At 46.9% G+C, this 17,653-nt stretch carries 16 protein-coding genes; 1 reads left to right on the forward strand and 15 read right to left on the reverse strand.

The genetic code is table 11. From position 1 onward, the window contains the following. Nucleotides 1–132 precede the first annotated feature (132 nt). The 9 genes from QMG91_RS03845 to leuS form a co-directional block, all read right to left on the reverse strand. Entirely contained in the window at nucleotides 133–1,317 is a 1,185-nt protein-coding gene (locus QMG91_RS03845) for a serine hydrolase (RefSeq protein ID WP_022551421.1), read from the reverse strand. A 108-nt stretch (nucleotides 1,318–1,425) separates the two neighbouring features. Further along, complete coding sequence (locus QMG91_RS03850) at nucleotides 1,426–2,220, reverse strand: septal ring lytic transglycosylase RlpA family protein (protein ID WP_022551420.1); 795 nt, start codon at nucleotides 2,218–2,220, stop codon at nucleotides 1,426–1,428. Next, the gene (gene rodA / locus QMG91_RS03855) at nucleotides 2,220–3,341 is read right to left on the reverse strand and encodes a rod shape-determining protein RodA (protein ID WP_281829009.1); all 1,122 of its coding nucleotides are present in this window, start codon (nucleotides 3,339–3,341) and stop codon (nucleotides 2,220–2,222) included. The genes QMG91_RS03850 and rodA overlap by 1 nt, the downstream gene beginning before the upstream one ends. Before the next feature lie 5 nt (nucleotides 3,342–3,346). Beyond that, nucleotides 3,347–5,227, reverse strand: a complete 1,881-nt coding sequence (gene mrdA, locus QMG91_RS03860; protein WP_022613387.1) for a penicillin-binding protein 2 — start codon at nucleotides 5,225–5,227, stop codon at nucleotides 3,347–3,349. A gap of 6 nt (nucleotides 5,228–5,233) precedes the next feature. After that, nucleotides 5,234–5,704, reverse strand: coding sequence for a 23S rRNA (pseudouridine(1915)-N(3))-methyltransferase RlmH (gene rlmH / locus QMG91_RS03865; RefSeq protein WP_004400840.1), 471 nt, complete (start codon nucleotides 5,702–5,704; stop codon nucleotides 5,234–5,236). A gap of 3 nt (nucleotides 5,705–5,707) precedes the next feature. Beyond that, nucleotides 5,708–6,025 (reverse strand): ribosome silencing factor, encoded by a 318-nt coding sequence (gene rsfS / locus QMG91_RS03870; protein WP_004400843.1) that lies wholly within the window; start codon nucleotides 6,023–6,025, stop codon nucleotides 5,708–5,710. A 133-nt stretch (nucleotides 6,026–6,158) separates the two neighbouring features. Further along, complete coding sequence (holA, locus tag QMG91_RS03875) at nucleotides 6,159–7,181, reverse strand: DNA polymerase III subunit delta (protein ID WP_281829014.1); 1,023 nt, start codon at nucleotides 7,179–7,181, stop codon at nucleotides 6,159–6,161. Continuing rightward, a complete protein-coding gene (locus QMG91_RS03880) occupies nucleotides 7,181–7,792 on the reverse strand; it encodes an LPS-assembly lipoprotein LptE (protein ID WP_022590191.1) in 612 nt (203 codons plus the stop codon). The genes holA and QMG91_RS03880 overlap by 1 nt, the downstream gene beginning before the upstream one ends. Before the next feature lie 149 nt (nucleotides 7,793–7,941). Further along, a complete protein-coding gene (gene leuS / locus QMG91_RS03885) occupies nucleotides 7,942–10,530 on the reverse strand; it encodes a leucine--tRNA ligase (protein ID WP_281829017.1) in 2,589 nt (862 codons plus the stop codon). Nucleotides 10,531–10,646: 116 nt separating this feature from the next. Between leuS and QMG91_RS03890 the strand changes: the two genes are divergently transcribed. Then, complete coding sequence (locus tag QMG91_RS03890) at nucleotides 10,647–11,129, forward strand: zinc ribbon-containing protein (protein WP_022551415.1); 483 nt, start codon at nucleotides 10,647–10,649, stop codon at nucleotides 11,127–11,129. An 11-nt stretch (nucleotides 11,130–11,140) separates the two neighbouring features. On the opposite strand, the gene QMG91_RS03895 is transcribed toward QMG91_RS03890, so the two are convergent. From QMG91_RS03895 to miaB, 6 genes are all read right to left on the reverse strand, one after another. Further along, the gene (locus tag QMG91_RS03895) at nucleotides 11,141–11,575 is read right to left on the reverse strand and encodes a hypothetical protein (RefSeq protein ID WP_155400584.1); all 435 of its coding nucleotides are present in this window, start codon (nucleotides 11,573–11,575) and stop codon (nucleotides 11,141–11,143) included. 188 nt (nucleotides 11,576–11,763) lie between these two features. Then, nucleotides 11,764–13,290, reverse strand: a complete 1,527-nt coding sequence (lnt, locus tag QMG91_RS03900) for an apolipoprotein N-acyltransferase (protein WP_281829021.1) — start codon at nucleotides 13,288–13,290, stop codon at nucleotides 11,764–11,766. A 39-nt stretch (nucleotides 13,291–13,329) separates the two neighbouring features. Then, nucleotides 13,330–14,226: a CNNM family magnesium/cobalt transport protein CorC gene (gene corC, locus QMG91_RS03905; protein ID WP_004400860.1), complete on the reverse strand. Its 897-nt coding sequence runs from the start codon at nucleotides 14,224–14,226 to the stop codon at nucleotides 13,330–13,332. 75 nt (nucleotides 14,227–14,301) lie between these two features. Further along, entirely contained in the window at nucleotides 14,302–14,766 is a 465-nt protein-coding gene (gene ybeY, locus QMG91_RS03910; RefSeq protein ID WP_022551413.1) for an rRNA maturation RNase YbeY, read from the reverse strand. Further along, entirely contained in the window at nucleotides 14,766–15,857 is a 1,092-nt protein-coding gene (locus QMG91_RS03915) for a PhoH family protein (RefSeq protein ID WP_004400862.1), read from the reverse strand. The genes ybeY and QMG91_RS03915 overlap by 1 nt, the downstream gene beginning before the upstream one ends. Nucleotides 15,858–15,930: 73 nt before the next feature. Beyond that, entirely contained in the window at nucleotides 15,931–17,355 is a 1,425-nt protein-coding gene (gene miaB / locus QMG91_RS03920; RefSeq protein WP_004400875.1) for a tRNA (N6-isopentenyl adenosine(37)-C2)-methylthiotransferase MiaB, read from the reverse strand. Nucleotides 17,356–17,653: the final 298 nt, after the last annotated feature.

Below are 17,653 nucleotides of genomic sequence, written 5' to 3' on the forward strand. Positions count from 1 at the left end.
AGTACTGATAAATGTGATGGAACTCAAGTCACATAGAAGCGTACTTTAATTGTATGAACTTATGTCTGGCGGCGAAACAAAAAATGCCGCTGAATACAGCGGCATTTTAGATATCAAGTGATGTGTAACGGTTTAGCTGAACCAGCTTTTGAACAGTAACACAATGTAATCAATTAGACGGCTGAACAGACTACCTTCTTCAACATCTTCTAATGCCAGAAGTGGGTATTCCGCAATGTCTTCGTTTTCGATCTGGTAGAACAAACGACCTACGACATCACCTTTGCGAATAGGAGCCTGCAGTTCTTTTTCCAGAACAAAGTTGGCTGTCATGTTTTTCGCCTGACCACGAGGAAGGGTAACGTAGGTGTCTTCGGCAACACCGAGAGCAACTGCATCTTTGTCGCCCATCCAGATCTTTTCACTTACGAATGTTTCACCTGCTTTGTGTGGAGAAACTGTCTCAAAGAAGCGGAATCCGTAGTTCAGCAGCTTTTTGCTTTCTGCTTTACGAGTGTTGGCATTCTTGGTACCCATGACCACTGCCACCAAACGCATCTTACCTTCGGTCGCAGAACTCACCAGGCTGTAGCCCGCTTTGCTGGTGTGCCCGGTTTTGATGCCGTCCACGTTCATGCTCTTGTCCCACAACAGACCGTTACGGTTGTACTGGGTAATGCCGTTATAAGTAAATTGCTTTTCCGCGTAGATGCGGTATTCGTCTGGTACGTCACGAATAAGAGCCTGACCCAATAGAGCCATATCGTAAGGCGTTGAGTAAAGGTTCGGATTGTCCAGACCGTGTACGTTGGCAAAGTTGGTATTGTCCATACCAATCGACTTCGCCCATGCATTCATAAGGTCTACAAATGCGTCTTCAGAACCAGCAACATGCTCTGCCATAGCAACACAAGCATCATTACCTGACTGGATGATGATGCCTCGGTTTAGGTCATCAACGGTTACTGTGGTGCCCACTTCAATGAACATTTTTGATGAATCAGGGAAGTTTTTCGCCCAGGCATTTTTACTGATAACAACTTTGTCAGACAACGAAATGTTACCGCGCTCAAGCTCTTGACCGATGACATAGCTGGTCATCATTTTTGTCAGACTGGCTGGTGATAACTGAGTGTGCATCTCTTTTTCTGCCAGAACCTTACCTGAATGGTAATCCATCAGCACAAAACCTTTAGCGGCGATTTCAGGAGCGTCAGGAACAACAATTGGAGCAGAGAATGCTGGAGAAGCGAATGATGCTGACACGATAGCAGAAGTGACAAACAAAGATTTTATAGATTTCACTGATTTTTTCATTGGTATTAGTTGTTAGTCTGAATGTTTTAATGCTTAAACGTTCGTATCTTAGCAGAATCAATCTGATAAGTCAGAAGCTTACTGTTGCACAAATTAACCCATTTGTCCTTAAGGATTCTGTTTCACTTGTTTAATGAATGCTGTGGGATAACCTTGCGAGTGTACTTGAGCCAGTGTTTTTTGCGTTAATTCCTGGTCAGTAAACGGACCTAAGAAGATGCGATGAATCTTTTTAGTACCTTCAGTGTAACTGCGCACTGATAAGCTTTGACCTAAAGATTGCGCCAAAGTTCTCGCTTTATCTTCGTCTTTTGATGCGGCAACCTGAATCACAAACTTGGGTAGCTTTTTATTGGCTACCGGAGAGGTGGTATCTCGGTCGACCGTGATGTATTCAATCTTAACGTTCGCGGTTCCGGTATTCACCACGCCGAGTTTGTAGGCTGCGGCGTAGCTCAGGTCAATAATGCGCCCTTCATGGAAAGGTCCACGGTCATTCACACGAACCACTGCCGTTCTTCCGTTGTCTTTGTTCAAGACCCGAACGTAACTTGGAAGTGGAAGGGTTTTATGAGCCGCCGACATGGAGTACATGTCATAAATTTCACCATTGGACGTGAGGTGTCCGTGAAATTTCTTGCCATACCAGGATGCAATGCCTTCTTGCGTAAAACCATCGGGCTCTTTGATGATTTTGTAGGAGCCTCCTCGCAGCTCATAATCACGATTTCCACCCAGGCTTATGGGCTCATAAACAGGGTGAGCATCTTCAATATGTTCGACTGAAAGTGGTTTTTCTGGTGCGATGTCATCATCAATACTGTAGCGACCTTGATCTGGTGTGGTACACCCTGTCAGACCAAGCATGAGTACTAGTATAAGTGCGTAAATTCGAACTGCCATTAGGTCGCCTTAGAAAGCATTTTCCGGTGTGTGTGAATAGACATTAAGATGCCAAAACCTGCCATAAGTGTCACCATGGACGTCCCACCATAGCTAATCAGAGGCAAAGGTACGCCAACTACTGGCAAGATACCACTCACCATTCCGATGTTCACAAATACGTAAACGAAGAAGCTTAAAACAACACTGCCTGCCATCATACGACCAAACGCCGTTTGTGCCTGACTGGCAAGGTACAAGCCTCTACCGATAATAAATAAGTAAATACTGAGTAGGGCAATAACACCCAGCATGCCCCATTCTTCGGCAACGACGGCAAAGATAAAGTCGGTATGACGCTCAGGTAAGAATTCCAACTGAGATTGGGTCCCCTGAAGCCAGCCTTTTCCTGATAAGCCTCCAGAGCCAATCGCAATCTTACTTTGGATAATGTGGTAGCCCGCGCCTAGTGGATCGGATTCAGGATCGAATAGAGTTCTCACACGAACCTTCTGGTATTCGCGCATCAGGAAGAACCACAATACGGGAATAAAGGCGCCTAGTGCGACCGCTGCACCCGTGATGATTTTCCAGCTGATTCCAGCAAGGAAAATAACAAATATCCCAGATGCTGCGATAAGAATAGAGGTGCCTAAATCAGGCTGTTTGGCGATCAGAATGGTGGGGATGAACACCATCAGAAGCGAGACAATCAGGGTTTTAAATGTTGGAGGAAGTGAGCGCTTACCTATGTATCTTGCAACCATCAAAGGTACTGCGAGCTTGAGCAGTTCAGAGGGCTGAAAGCGTACAAAACCTAAGTTTAGCCAGCGTTGCGCGCCTTTAGAGGCTTCCCCAAAAAAGAGTACGCCTAAAAGCAAAAATATTCCGACGACGAACAGCAGTGGTGCGGCGGTCTCGTATGTTCTTGGCGGGATCTGAGCGAGCAATAGCATAACCACCAAAGACAAGCCCATACGCATTGCCTGCCTGTCCATCATCGCCATGCTTTGACCGCTGGCGCTGTACATGACCACTAAGCCAAAACACATCAACAGCAACAAACCAAGAAGCATTGGCAGGTCGATGTGCAACTTATCGAAAAAAGAGCGGTTCCTACCAGTAGAAGGGTCAAATCGCATCGGTCTTAGTTCCCCTCTTTACTTTTAATTAAAACGTGATCGAAAATGCGTCGCGCAACAGGCGCACCGTGTGTAGAACCACCACCTGCATTTTCTAGCACAATAGTTAATATCACTTCTGGATTTTCAAATGGAGCGAAGCCGGTATATAGAGCGTGATCTCGCAAATGCTCTGCCAGTTCCTCTGCGTTGTATTCTTCGTCTTCTTTCAGACCGAATACCTGCGCTGTCCCTGACTTGCCACCCGTCACGTATTTCGCTGTGGTGAATGCACGCCTTGCGGTGCCTTTTTTACCATGGTTCGCGAGTCTCATTCCTTCAAGTGCTACATCCCAGTAGCGTTTAGATACCCCTTGAATAGGAGGGTACGTCTCAATAGGCGCTGCTGTTGTCACGTGAGGTTCTTGTGACTTATCAATGGTCGCTCGTAGCAAATGAGGGGCAATTACCTCACCTCGGTTAATTAATACGGATGTGGCTTTAGCAATCTGCATTGGCGTTGCGGTCCAGTAGCCCTGACCAATACCTACTGGGATGGTGTCACCCTGATACCAAGGTTGGCGGTGTCTTGCCATTTTCCATTCCCGGGTTGGCATGTTGGCTTTACTTTCTTCGTGGATATCAATACCAGTGAAGTCACCAAAACCAAACAGCATCATCCAGGTGGAAATGCGGTCGATGCCCATGTCATAAGCAATTTGGTAGAAGAAGGTATCTACCGATTCTTCAATGGATTTGAGAATGTCTACCCGGCCGTGCCCCCATCTCAGCCAGTCACGAAACGGACGAGTTTTGGAATTAGGGATACGCCAGTAACCCGGGTCATTACGCGTGGTTTTGGTGGTAATGACTTTCTCTTGCAGCGCGGCAACAGAAATAAAAGGCTTAACCGTTGAGGCTGGAGGGTAGATCCCCAAAGTGGCGCGGTTGACCAATGGGCGGTCTTTGTCGTTAAGCAGCGCCCGATAATCTTTGCCAGAAATACCGTGCACAAATGCGTTCGGATCGTAGCTTGGGCTGGATAACATTGCCAGAACCCCATTGTCACTAGGATCGAGCAAAATCGCAGAGCCACGACGACCATCAAGCAGCTTGTACAGATATTGCTGAAGTCTGATATCCAGGTTTAAAACGATATCTTTACCTGGGATGGGCGGCACGTATTTTAGCGTTCGGATTATGCGTCCACGGCTGTTTACTTCGACTTCCTGATAGCCGGCAGTCCCGTGCAGAACATCTTCGTAAAAGCGTTCAATACCAAGCTTGCCAATATCACGAGTCGCCTGGTAGTTAGCGGCTTTATCCTCACGTTCTAAGCGCTGTAAATCTCGATCGTTAATTCGAGAAACGTAGCCAAGCACATGAGTTAATACTTTTCCATATGGGTAGAACCGCTTCAGAGTGGCATTTACTTCAACGCCTGGAAAACGATGCTGGTTCACTGAGAAGAGTGCGACCTGTTCTTCGGTTAGCTGGTTCAGTAAGGGGACGGACTTAAAGCGTCGGGTGCGCTTTCGCTCCTTGTGGAAGCGTTCTACACGCTCATCGCTTATATCCAGAAAGGTGCGCAGCTGGACGATTGTTTCATCAATGTTTTTGATCTTTTCAGGCGTGATTTCCAAGCTAAAAATCGGGCGGTTCTCAGCCAGCAAAATTCCGTTCCTATCGTATATAAGCCCACGGTTTGGGGCGATAGGGACTACCTTGATGCGATTGTCATTGGAGCGGGTTTTATAATCCTGAAACTGGTTAACCTGAATATTGTAGAGGTTAGCCAGTAGCACACCCATTAAAATCACGATGCCTGCAAATGCAACCAGTGCGCGACGGGAAAATAAGGCGGACTCGGCGGTGTAATCTCTGATTTGGGTGCGCTGACGTCTCATCTAGCGTTATTCTCGATGATAAGGGTGATTTGCCGTAATACTCCAGGCTCGGTATAGGCTTTCAGCCATAACAACCCGAACCAATGGATGAGGAAGCGTAAGTGGCGAAAGAGACCAGCTTTGGTCAGCCGCCGCTTTACAGGCAGGAGCTAAGCCTTCAGGACCTCCAATCAGTATGGATACATCACGCGCATCTAGCTTCCACGCTTCAAGCTGACCGGCCAATTGTTCGGTGTCCCAACGCTTACCCGGAATATCGAGGGTAACAATTCGATTACCTTTTGGCACGGCAGCCAGCATGGCTTCGCCTTCTTTTTGCAGAATTCTTGCAATGTCCGCATTTTTACCGCGTTTACCTGCCGGAATTTCCACCAGTTCCAGTGGCATATCATGAGGGAAACGACGCTTGTACTCTTGGAAGCCTTCTTCAACCCATTTCGGCATTTTAGTGCCTACGGCGATCAGCTGAATCTTCAACAGTTAGCTCCAGAGTTTTTCAAGTTGATAGAGTTCACGCTGCTCTTCCTGCATGACATGAACCATGGTAGAACCCATATCAACGACAACCCATTCGCCTTCCTGTTCGCCATCCACTCCTAAAGGCTCCAGTCCTGCTTTCTTGGCTTCGCTGGCAACGTGGTCAGCGATGGACGCTACGTGACGCTTGGAATTACCCGTGCAGATGACCATGTAATCGGTAACGCTGGATTTGCCTTGAACATCGAGAGTCACGATGTCTTCTGCTTTCATGTCGTCTGCCTTATCGGCTAAAAAATCACGTAGATCTTGAACTTGCAATGTTATTTACCTCGAAAAAATTTAAAAAGTATTATACCCAAGTTAATTCAAGATGCTCGCTTCTGCACGAATTAGTTCGTCACCTTGTGACGCTTTGGCTAGTAAAGGAGCATCTGGTCTGAAAGAGTGAGTATTAGGCGCTTCCAAACGCCGCTTTTGGCTCACAAAATTGCAGCGAAATTTGTGCCATTGAAAGCCAGACAGGTTTGTCATAACTGGTTTTTGCATCGCGCTCTGTCTGGGCAGTCAAAGACAGAAGCTTGTTTATGTCTTGTGCCTGAAGCCTTTGAAGTGCAGCAGAGTATAGCGGGCGCTTGTTTTGCCACACACGGCGGGTATCGAAGACTCTTCCTACAGGTTGGGTGACACACTCTTTTTGCATTTCCAGAAGCAGTAACAACTCTTTTTGAACCGTTCTTAGCAAGATGATGGCTTCAGTGCCTTCTGCTTCTAACTGACGGAGAATTCTTTGGGCTCGTTTGCCTTTACCTGCTAAGAGAGCATCCATCCATTGAAATGGCGTGAAATGGTTATGGCGGCTCAGAGCCTCTTCTACACGGGGTAGAGTGAGTTGACCATCTGGGTAAAGCAGAGTGAGCTTTTCCAGGCTCTGCGACAGTGCCAGTAAGTTGCCCTCGTGCCATTGAGCGAGAAGTTGGACTGCCTGAGTATCTGGCATCAGGTTGAGCTTGCGACAGCGTTGCTGAACAAATTGCGGTAGCCTTTGTGTGTCAGGCGTTAAACAGTTTACGACACAACCGCTAGCGGCTAAGGTTTTGAACCACTTAGCGTTCTCTTGCTGCTTCGTTAGTTTGTGCCCGATGAGTACAAGCAAAATGTCCGGGTGTAACATCTCAGAAAGGTTGATCAGCTCTTTGCCGGCTGCGGCATTTACGCCAGTTTCTGGCACTTCCAGCTCGATGATTTGCCTTGCCGAGAACAGGCTCAATGCCTGACAGCAGTCGAAGACCAGATTCCAATCCAACTGAGCATCCATAGCAAAGCGGTGTCGCTCTTCAAACCCCTGAATTTTCGCGTGTGCCTGAATTGCTTCTCGACTTTCCTGAAGAAGCAGTGGTTCGTTACCGAATATCAGGTAGATACCATGTTGAGCGTGTGGTAGATGATCGGCAAGTTTGTCGGCAAATAAACGCATTACTGACTCTCTGCAGTAGTGTTTTCAGTTGTCGTTGTCTGGGTTACACCAAGGTCTAACGTTACGCTCTCTTCTTGAGTGTCTTCCACGTTCTTTGCGTCGTCTAATTTCGCTTTCAATCGCGCCATTTGCCTTAGGATCTGTCTTGATGCCTGCTTGCGCATTTCATCAATGATCATTTCTTTTTCCGTCGACTTCGCCAGCGCGGTGAGCGGGTTATCTAGAAAGCTTCGGTTAACCGTGGTTGTAAAGGACTGGCTACCAATCCCGGGAACTGTCACGCGATAAGTCGCTGCATAAGTCAGCTCATATTCTGCTGCACGGCTGTTCTGGTATAGAGAAAGCGTGCGTTCGCCGTTAGATTCGCCTGTCAGGTGCAGGTTTGGAATATCCTCTCTTGGAGGGACAGCTTTTACACCGTTGAGATCGAGCTCAGCACGGACATATCGAGTCAGAGGTCCATATGAATCGAAACTGGTGAAGGATATTTCAGATAACTCTTCAGGAAGAAAATAGGTATCGCGGAAATGGAATCCACAGGCACTTAACAGTGTGGTGAGTAGAATCAATACAGAAGCGCGCACAGGGCGAAAGAAAGAAACACGTTTCACAAATCGTTTCCTGAATGTTGGTTAACTTTGGTAACGGAGCTCATACATTATTAATTGGTATAAGTTCGGTTAACAAAGCTGACCAATAAAAATAAACAGGGTGATCGCTCACCCTGTTTGATTTCAATATGGTGCGAAAATTATGACAATCAGTTTGCCACAATGTTCAGAAGTTTACCTGGTACGTAAATCACTTTACGAACAGTTTTCCCTTCTGTGAACTTAGTAACGTTTTCATCGTTCAGACCAAGCTCTTCCACCTGCTCTTTCGATGCATCCGCCGCCACAGTCAGTTTTGCACGCAGTTTGCCGTTCACCTGAACCACAATCAGCTTCTCATCTTCAACCAGAGCTTTTTCATCAAACGTTGGCCAAGAAGCTTCATCGATGTTGGATTCACCCAGTGCTTCCCACATTTCGAAGCTGATGTGTGGAGTGATTGGGTAAAGCATAGTCACAACTGCTTTCAATGCTTCATCAAGAATCGCACGATCTTGCGCGGTTTCCTGCGGTGCTTTTGCAAGCTTGTTCATCAGTTCCATTACGGCTGCGATGGCTGTGTTGAACGTCTGACGACGAGATACGTCATCCGTCACTTTCTGAATCGCTTTATGAACGTCACGGCGAAGTGCTTTTTGGTCAGCGTTGAACGCGCTTACATCAACGGCTTCAGCTGCACCTTTTGATGTGTGCTCGTTTACAAGCTTCCAAACACGCTTTAGGAAGCGGTTTGCGCCTTCTACACCAGCGTCAGACCATTCCAGAGTTTGCTCTGGTGGCGCTGTAAACATCATGAACAGACGAACTGTATCCGCACCATACTGCTGGATAACAGTTTGTGGGTCGATGCCGTTGTTCTTAGACTTAGACATTTTGCTCATGCCCGCAGAGAAAACAGGTTCGCCATCTTCTTTATGCCAGGCCTTAATGATGCGACCTTTGTCATCGGTTTCTGTCTGAACGTCTGTAGGAGCAATCCAGATGTCGCCACCTTTCTCGTCTTTACGGTAGTAGGTGTCTGCCAGAACCATCCCCTGACACAGCAGGCGCTCAAACGGCTCATCAGAGTTCACCAGACCGAAGTCGCGAAGCAATTTGTGGAAGAAGCGGGCGTACAGCAGGTGAAGGATAGCGTGCTCAATACCACCGATGTACTGGTTCACTGGTAGCCAGTAGTTAGCCGCACCTGGCTCTAGCATGCCTTCATCGTAGCGAGGGCTACAGTAACGTGCGTAGTACCAAGAGGATTCCATGAAGGTATCGAACGTGTCGGTCTCGTGGAAAACAGTTTCGCCATTCACCTCAGCTTTTGCCCACTCAGGGTCGGCTTTGATTGGTGAAGTTACGCCATCCATCACCACATCTTCTGGCAGACGTACAGGTAGCATTTCAGCCGTAGCAGCAAGCTCTGAGCCGTCTTCTTTGTTTAGCATTGGGATTGGAGAACCCCAGTAGCGCTGGCGGCTTACACCCCAGTCACGCAGGCGGAAGTTCACTTTACGCTTCGCTGCGCCTTGTGATTCCAGTTTGTCGGCAATAGCGTTGAATGCGTCTTTAAACTCAAGACCATCAAACTCACCGGAATTAACCAGTGTGCCCTTTTCTACAAACGCTTCTTTTTCAAGGTCAGCGACTAGCTCACTGCCTTCAACTGGCTGGATAACCTGCTTGATTTCTAGCCCATATGCCGTTGCGAACTCGTAGTCACGCTGGTCGTGACCCGGAACCGCCATAACCGCACCTGAACCGTAATCCATCAATACGAAGTTGGCGATCCAGATTGGCACTTCTTGACCCGTTAGTGGGTGAACTGCGGTAAAGCCAGTAGCGATACCTTTCTTTTCCATGGTTGCCATATCAGCTTCGGCAACTTTGGTGTTCTTGCACTCTTCAACAAACGCAGCAACCGCTTCGTTGTTTTCTGCCGCTTCCAGTGCGATAGGGTGACCAGCAGCAACGGCTACGTACGTCACACCCATAAACGTATCTGGACGAGTGGTGTAAACCGTGAAGTTTTCGTCTTTGTCGGCACGTTTGAAATCGATCTCTAAACCTTCAGAGCGACCAATCCAGTTGCGCTGCATGGTTTTTACTTGCTCAGGCCAGTGATCCAGTTTATCCAGATCGTCTAGCAGCTCTTGAGCGTAGTCAGTAATTTTGATGAACCACTGAGGAATTTCTTTTTGCTCAACCACTGCACCGGAACGCCAGCCGCGTCCGTCGATAACTTGCTCGTTCGCCAGTACCGTCTGGTCTACCGGATCCCAGTTTACCGTCGACATTTTCTTGTAAACCAAGCCTTTTTCATAAAGCTTAGTGAAGAACCATTGTTCCCACTTGTAGTATTCCGGGTGGCAAGTGGCAATTTCACGATCCCAGTCGTAACCAAAGCCCAACAGCTTTAACTGATTGCGCATGTAGTCAATGTTTTCGTAAGTCCACTTCGCTGGAGCTGTGTTGTTTTTGATGGCTGCGTTTTCAGCAGGAAGACCGAATGCATCCCAGCCCATTGGCTGCATCACATTTTTGCCTTGCAGACGATGGAAGCGAGATACCACATCACCGATGGTGTAGTTACGCACGTGACCCATGTGGAGACGACCACTTGGGTATGGGAACATGGAAAGACAGTAAAACTTTTCCTTGTTTGGGTCTTCGCTAACGACAAATGTCTTGTTGTCGTCCCAGTGCTTTTGAACTTTCTGCTCAATATCTTGAGGGTTATATTGGTCTTGCATCGATGATATCCGGTTATCTTGGAATTTGTGAGATCGGTTAGATCAGACTGTGATAGATCCGCATAGAATACATAAAGGAAAGACAGTCAACAATAGTCAATGCACGGAGGTGGTTTATGCCAGAGCATAAAGCCCGTTACGAAGCCTTCTTCGAAGAGGTGGTTGATACGTTGAAACACACGCCGGAAGAACTCGAACGCGTGCTGGAAACGTCGACGGAAGTTATGTCGGCAGCCAGCGATATGACTAAGGATGAGCTCTCTCTCGTCTCTGCCTATGTTCGTTCAGATTTGAATGAATTCGCCCAGAATTACCAACACAGTAAAGAAACTTTTCCTGACAGCCCTTTTTATCGATTAATTGCCGATTCAGTTTGGGAAGGGTTACTTGATATTACAGACCGCACCAAAGTGGAATGGCAAGAGCTTTTCATGGATCTGGAACACAAAGGCTTGTACCAGACCGGTGAAGTAATTGGTTTAGGGTATTTGGTGTGTGACAAATGCGGACACAAGACTTACTTTAACCATGCGACAGTTATTCCGCCCTGCCAGAAGTGTGGCTACACAGGCTTCACACGCCAGGCGTTGAAGCCATAAAACTGACTATTCTATTTCGCTAGTGTCCAGCCGTCAGGAAGGTCTGCTTGTTGTAGGAACATGTTCAGGGCAAACTGACCGCCTTCATCTCCCCAATCATACCACTTGACGTCAAATCTTGATGTTGTGTCGGTAGCTCCGTGTCCCAATATTCCCCCATTTACCAATTGAACAGTATTCGGAGAAATAGTGACATCTAATGTTATTGGAAATGCCATATAAGTCGAAGTGCCGTTAATCAAGTACCCAGGCTGCATATGACATCGAGCTTCTGTGATGGAGTAGTTACCAGGGGGGATATCGGTAAGTAAACCATAACCACCGTATTGAGAGTAATCTTCGTCTTCTAACTCTTTTAGTTTCTCCAAATTGGTATAGAAGCGTTTGCTGTCGTCGCCAAATGCAAAAGAGATTGCATGACATGGATACTTGACTGTATTACTCATGTAGACAATAACGGGAACCAATGCTGCACCGTTGCCAACTGGATCTGCGAGCTTTGTTGTTTGACAGCCTGAAACTAATGCAATGGACGACACTAGGGCTGCACAAGAAGTGAGTTTATTCACTATAAAATCCTGTTTTACTTTTTTTAGATGCTCATAATCCTAAAAATAAATTTATCATCAAGTGATTACACGGATTTTTCGACTTGCTTCACGTAAAGGTATGATATTGACAAAGAAAACAACACAATTAAATACAGCGGCCAAAGACCCAAAATCCGATAAGGCGTCATACCCGTCGCGGTATTTACCTCGGCGACAAGCACTTCGGTTTTGAATTGCGGTACCTGATGAATGATCTTTCCTTTGTAATCTGTAATTGCAGTCACGCCATTGTTAGTGGTTCGGACTAGAGGTCTGCCTAACTCCAATGCACGCATTCTGGCAATTTCCATGTGCTGATGGGGGCCAATGGAATCCCCAAACCAAGCGTCGTTGGAAAGGGTCAAAATGAAATCCGTATCTTCGGTTACATTCTGGCGAACCTGTTCGTTAAAGATGATTTCGTAGCACAGAGCTGGAGCAAAATAGCGCCCATTGGATTCGATATTATCCTGTACAAAACCTCCTCGGCTGAACGAGGACATAGGAAGATTAAAGAATGGTGCTATGGGTCGAAGAATCTCGCCAAAGGGCACAAATTCACCAAATGGAAGTAGGTGATGTTTGTGATATTTTGGCTGCGTTTTGCGGTTGTATTCTGTTTGCTCATTTTCCCCGACAGCAATCACACTGTTGTAGAAGTGTTCGCGACTTGTCGAGGTCACAATGCCAGTAATAATTCCGGTATTATTCAATCGACCAGCACTATCCAAGTTGCTCAGAAATGAAGGCAGTTCATTTTCAAAAGCGGGAATTGCGGCTTCTGGCCAAATGATCACATCGGCATCCCAGTTTTCGCGGGTCAGATCCATGTATTTCATGATGGTTGGCCAGCGTTGGCTTGGGAGCCATTTCAGTTCTTGGGAAATATTTCCCTGAATTAAAGCGAACTTCGTTGGATTTTCTGTCTCTTCCTTCACCCACTGCACCATGCCAAGAGCACCTGCCAGAGCAAAAATACCCAGAGGAAGACCAATAAAATGCCATTGCTTCTGTGTAATAGCGAGCGCTAGCGCTCCAGCCATCAAAAAAAGCAAGTAAGTAATGGTGTCGACACCGCCGATAGGGGCGTAAACACTGAGCGGGGAATCGATTTGACTGTAGCCTAGCAACAGCCAGGGGAAGCCTGTCATCACCCATCCGCGCAACCATTCTGCAATCAGCCACAATGAAGGTACTGCCAGAAGGAATCGAGCTGCATTTTCTTTGGGAAACCAACGATTAAGTATGCCAGCAAAAAGTGCGGGGTAGAGGGCGAGATAACTGACCAAAAGCAGCATCAGCATCAGGCTGGCCGCTTTCGGTAGTCCGCCAAAGGTATCAATACTGATATGTACCCAACTGATGCCTACGGCAAACTGTCCAAAGCCCCAGGAGAAGCCAATTGAGAGTGCACGTTTGGTTGACTGGTTACTGAGTAAAAGAAGTAAGAAAAGTGGGCTGAGAATCGCCACAATCCAGATTTGATAAGGAGCAAAGGCAAGCGTGGTTAAAGCCCCAACAAAAGCGGCCGCAAGCGGCCGCACGAGGCGATGATTTGTTTTTATTATCATCTTCGTCTTTTTATTGTTGTAGCTTTCGCTACCTGTTCATCATTCCTCTTCGGCTGGAAGAGGCTCTTCATCGGGAACCGTGACCTGAAGCTGAACCACGCGGCGGTTATCCGCTGCTGTCACCTTAAACAGGTAATGTTCAATTTCAACCACTTCTCCACGAGTCGGTAAATGACCGAAGCTGGTCATCACCATGCCACCTACGGTATCCACTTCTTCATCGCTGAAGGTGGTACCGAAGGTTTCATTAAAGTCTTCGATGGTGGTTAAAGCTTTAACGGCAAAGGTGTGTTTGCTGAGCTTGCGGATATCGGTTTCTTCTTCGTCGTCGAATTCGTCTTCGATTTCGCCTACGATTTCTTCCAGGATATCTTCAATGGTCACGAGACCAGAAACACCACCGAACTCATCTACGACAATCGCCATGTGATAACGTTCCTCTCGGAACTCTTTTAACAGACGATCAACGCGTTTACTTTCCGGAACTACGACGGCAGGGCGTATTACCTGCTCAATATCAAAAGGAGCACTATCCGAACCTAAATATTTTAGTAAGTCCTTCGCTAACAGAATGCCTTCTACATGGTCTTTATCTTCACTGATGACTGGGTAGCGAGAGTGCTGAGCGTCGGTAATCAGTGCGACTAAATCGTCCAGAACGTGTGTTCTTTCAACTGTGACCATTTGCGAGCGTGGGAGCATGATGTCTCTTACCCGCATTTCTGCGATTTCCATAACACCTTCAAGCATATCTCTGGTGTCGTGGTCTATCAGGTCATTTACTTCGGAATCCCGAATGACGTCTACCAATTCCTGGCGGTCTTTCGGTTCACCCTGAAACAGCTGACCAAGGCGTTCAAAGAAGGACTTTCTACTCGGACCTTCTGCTTTTTCTTTCTTCCCTTCGGGTGAAGGGGTCGAATTGTCTTCGTTCATGATTTCTCAATCGTTAACGCTATCAGATGTGTGATAGCACACGTAGGTAACGCGACCGTCTCTGGGTTTCTAACGTTACTGCTTTTCTGCTAAATACGGGTCTTCAAAGCCCATAGATTGCATAATTTCGGTTTCGAGGCTTTCCATTTCTTCGGCTTCCTCGTCTTCGATATGATCATAACCTAACAGATGCAAGCTGCCATGTACAACCATATGCGCCCAGTGCGCTAGCACGGTTTTTTCCTGTTCTTTTGCTTCCAGTTCAACCACTTGCTTACAAATGATTAAATCACCAAGCAGATCCATTTCGATACCCGGAGGGGCTTCAAATGGGAAAGACAGAACATTGGTCGGTTTATCTTTACCGCGATATTCGTGGTTCAACTGGTGACTTTCTTCCTCATCTACGATGCGGATAGTGACTTCTGCGTCTTTTTGGAATTGCGACACAGTTTTGGTTAGCCATTCGTTAAGTTGGGCTTCACTAGGAAGCCCATTTTCGTTTTCAACCGCCAGTTGCAGATCCAGTTCGATACTCATTACTTACTTACCGTCTGCTGAACCAGTTCTGATTTTTGCGCTTCAAGCAATTTCGCTTCGCGCTCTTCACGCTTGCGTTTCTCGTACTCTTTGCGCTCTTTCTGATCTTTGGCTTCCCATTTCTCATAGGCGTTGACGATACGAGCCACTACTGGGTGACGCACTACATCATCAGACAGGAAGAAGTTGAAACTGATTTCATCCACTTCACTTAAGACTTCAATTGCGTGACGAAGACCTGATTTTGCACCGCGTGGCAAATCGATCTGGGTGACGTCTCCCGTGATCACCGCTCGCGAATTGAAACCGATACGCGTCAGGAACATTTTCATTTGTTCCACGGTGGTGTTCTGGCTTTCGTCCAGAATGATGAAAGCGTCGTTCAGTGTACGTCCGCGCATGTAGGCCAGTGGAGCGACTTCAATCACGTTACGTTCGATGAGTTTTTCTACTCGTTCGAAGCCCAGCATCTCGAATAATGCATCGTATAACGGGCGTAAGTACGGATCGACTTTCTGACTCAGGTCACCAGGAAGGAAGCCCAATTTCTCACCCGCTTCAACCGCTGGACGAGTCAACAGAATTCGGCGAATTTCCTGACGCTCAAGTGCATCGACCGCAGCCGCAACCGCGAGGTAGGTTTTACCTGTACCTGCAGGACCAATACCAAAGCTGATGTCGTGCGTTACCATGTTCATCAAGTACTGAGCCTGATTAGGAGTACGTGGCTTGATAACGCCTTTTTTGGTTTTGATGAAGACTTCTTTGCCGTGTTCGATACTGGACTCTGTGTTTTGTTCCAGTACACCAGATTCTTTGATCGCCAGGTGAATCAGCTCAGGTTCGATATCGTTGACCTGACCTTTAACAGGTGCAGTCTCTACATACAAAGATTTGATGATATCGAGCGCAGCAGAAGCAGTGTGCGGTTTACCAACCACAGAAAAAAAGTTGCTGCGATGATTGATTTCGACACCAAGACGGCGTTCTAAGTGTTTGATATTGTCGTCGAAAGGACCACAAAGGCTGGACAACCGGCGGTTGTCTGAAGGTTCTAGATCGATTTCTAGAGTGACGATTTTATTACTCAATGTTGCCTCACATTTTATGCCATTTTCAGAGAGCCTGATGACGACCAGGCTCTCGATGGCGATTTATACGAACTTAAGGCGTGAAAGTCGCTACACCCAGTTCGTCTTCGCGACGCGTTCTTGCCATCATTTGTGTTGGCGAAATGACGGTACGAAGGTCCATGTCTTTTTCTGTACGTACCAGCTCACCGCGCAGTGAGTTGGCAAATACGTCGACGATTTTCACATCGACAAACTGACCGATGAGATCAGCGCTGCCTTCAAAGTTTACAACACGGTTGTTCTCAGTACGAGCACGAAGCTCCATCAAGTTTTTCTTCGACGGACCTTCAACCAGTACGCGCTGCTCTGTATCTAGCATCAGACGTGAGTAACGCATAGCCTGGGCGTTAATGGTTTGCTGCAATTCGTACAGGCGTTCTTTCTTTGTTTGTTCTGACAGATCACACGGGTAATCTGCTGCTGGCGTACCTGGACGTGCAGAGAAGATAAAGCTGAAGCTCATATCAAAATCGACCTGCTTGATAAGCTTCATTGTATCTTGGAAATCTTTGTCGGACTCACCCGGGAAACCAACGATAAAGTCAGAACTGATTTGAATATCAGGGCGCGCTTTGCGCAGTTTACGGATGATAGATTTGTATTCGATACCTGTGTGTGGGCGCTTCATCATAGTAAGAATACGGTCTGAGCCACTTTGAACAGGCAAGTGCAGGAAGCTCACCAGTTCTGGTGTGTCTTCGTACACAGCGATGATGTCATCGGTAAATTCCAGTGGGTGGCTGGTGGTGAATCGAATACGGTCGATACCATCAATAGAAGCCACAAGACGAAGAAGCTCTGCAAATGAACAGATATCACCGTCGTGCATTGGACCACGGTAAGCGTTTACGTTCTGACCCAGAAGGTTCACTTCACGTACGCCTTGCTCAGCAAGTTGTGCAATTTCAAATAGCACATCATCCATTGGACGGCTGACTTCTTCACCACGAGTATAAGGAACTACACAGTAGGTGCAGTACTTTGAACAGCCTTCCATGATAGAAACGAATGCCGTTGCGCCTTCAGCACGTGGTTCTGGCAGACGGTCGAACTTTTCAATCTCTGGGAATGAAATGTCCATCACAGGCTTTTCGTTATCGCGAGAAGAGCGGATCATTTCTGGCAGGCGGTGTAAGGTCTGTGGACCAAAAATAACGTCAACAAAAGGTGCACGTTCACGGATGTGATCACCTTCTTGTGTCGCCACACAACCACCCACACCAATCACCACACCTGGCTTTTGGTCTTTCAGTGTTTTCCAACGACCAAGTTGGTGGAATACTTTTTCTTGCGCCTTTTCACGGATTGAACAGGTGTTAAGTAATAATACGTCTGCTTCCTCTGGCTCTTCGGTTAGCTCATATCCATTAGCGGCATTAAGCAGGTCGGCCATTTTTGATGAATCGTATTCGTTCATCTGGCAGCCCCAGGTTTTAATTAGCAGTTTCTTACTCATCTCACTTCGCTCGTTATTTATTAAGTTCTGTTCAAATTATATACACTACTCTCGTAGTAAGCGGCGTATTGTACTGCTTTAAAAACCAACTGACCAGAGATCCTTTTAAGGTAATTTGCTCTAAATATCGAGGCTTCACCATAGAAAAAATACGGAAATTGTTGAAGATTGGAACAGGATCTAAAGGTTGCGATTTTACCGTTTGTTGTATTAACGCTGAGAGCAACGGAGTTGTTTAGAAGTGGATGAAGTGGCGTGCTACAGAACGAGCACGCCTGTTTGTTGTATTTTGACTTGG

The organism is Vibrio nigripulchritudo (assembly GCF_027924785.1).
Taxonomy (GTDB): Bacteria; Pseudomonadota; Gammaproteobacteria; order Enterobacterales; family Vibrionaceae; genus Vibrio; species Vibrio nigripulchritudo.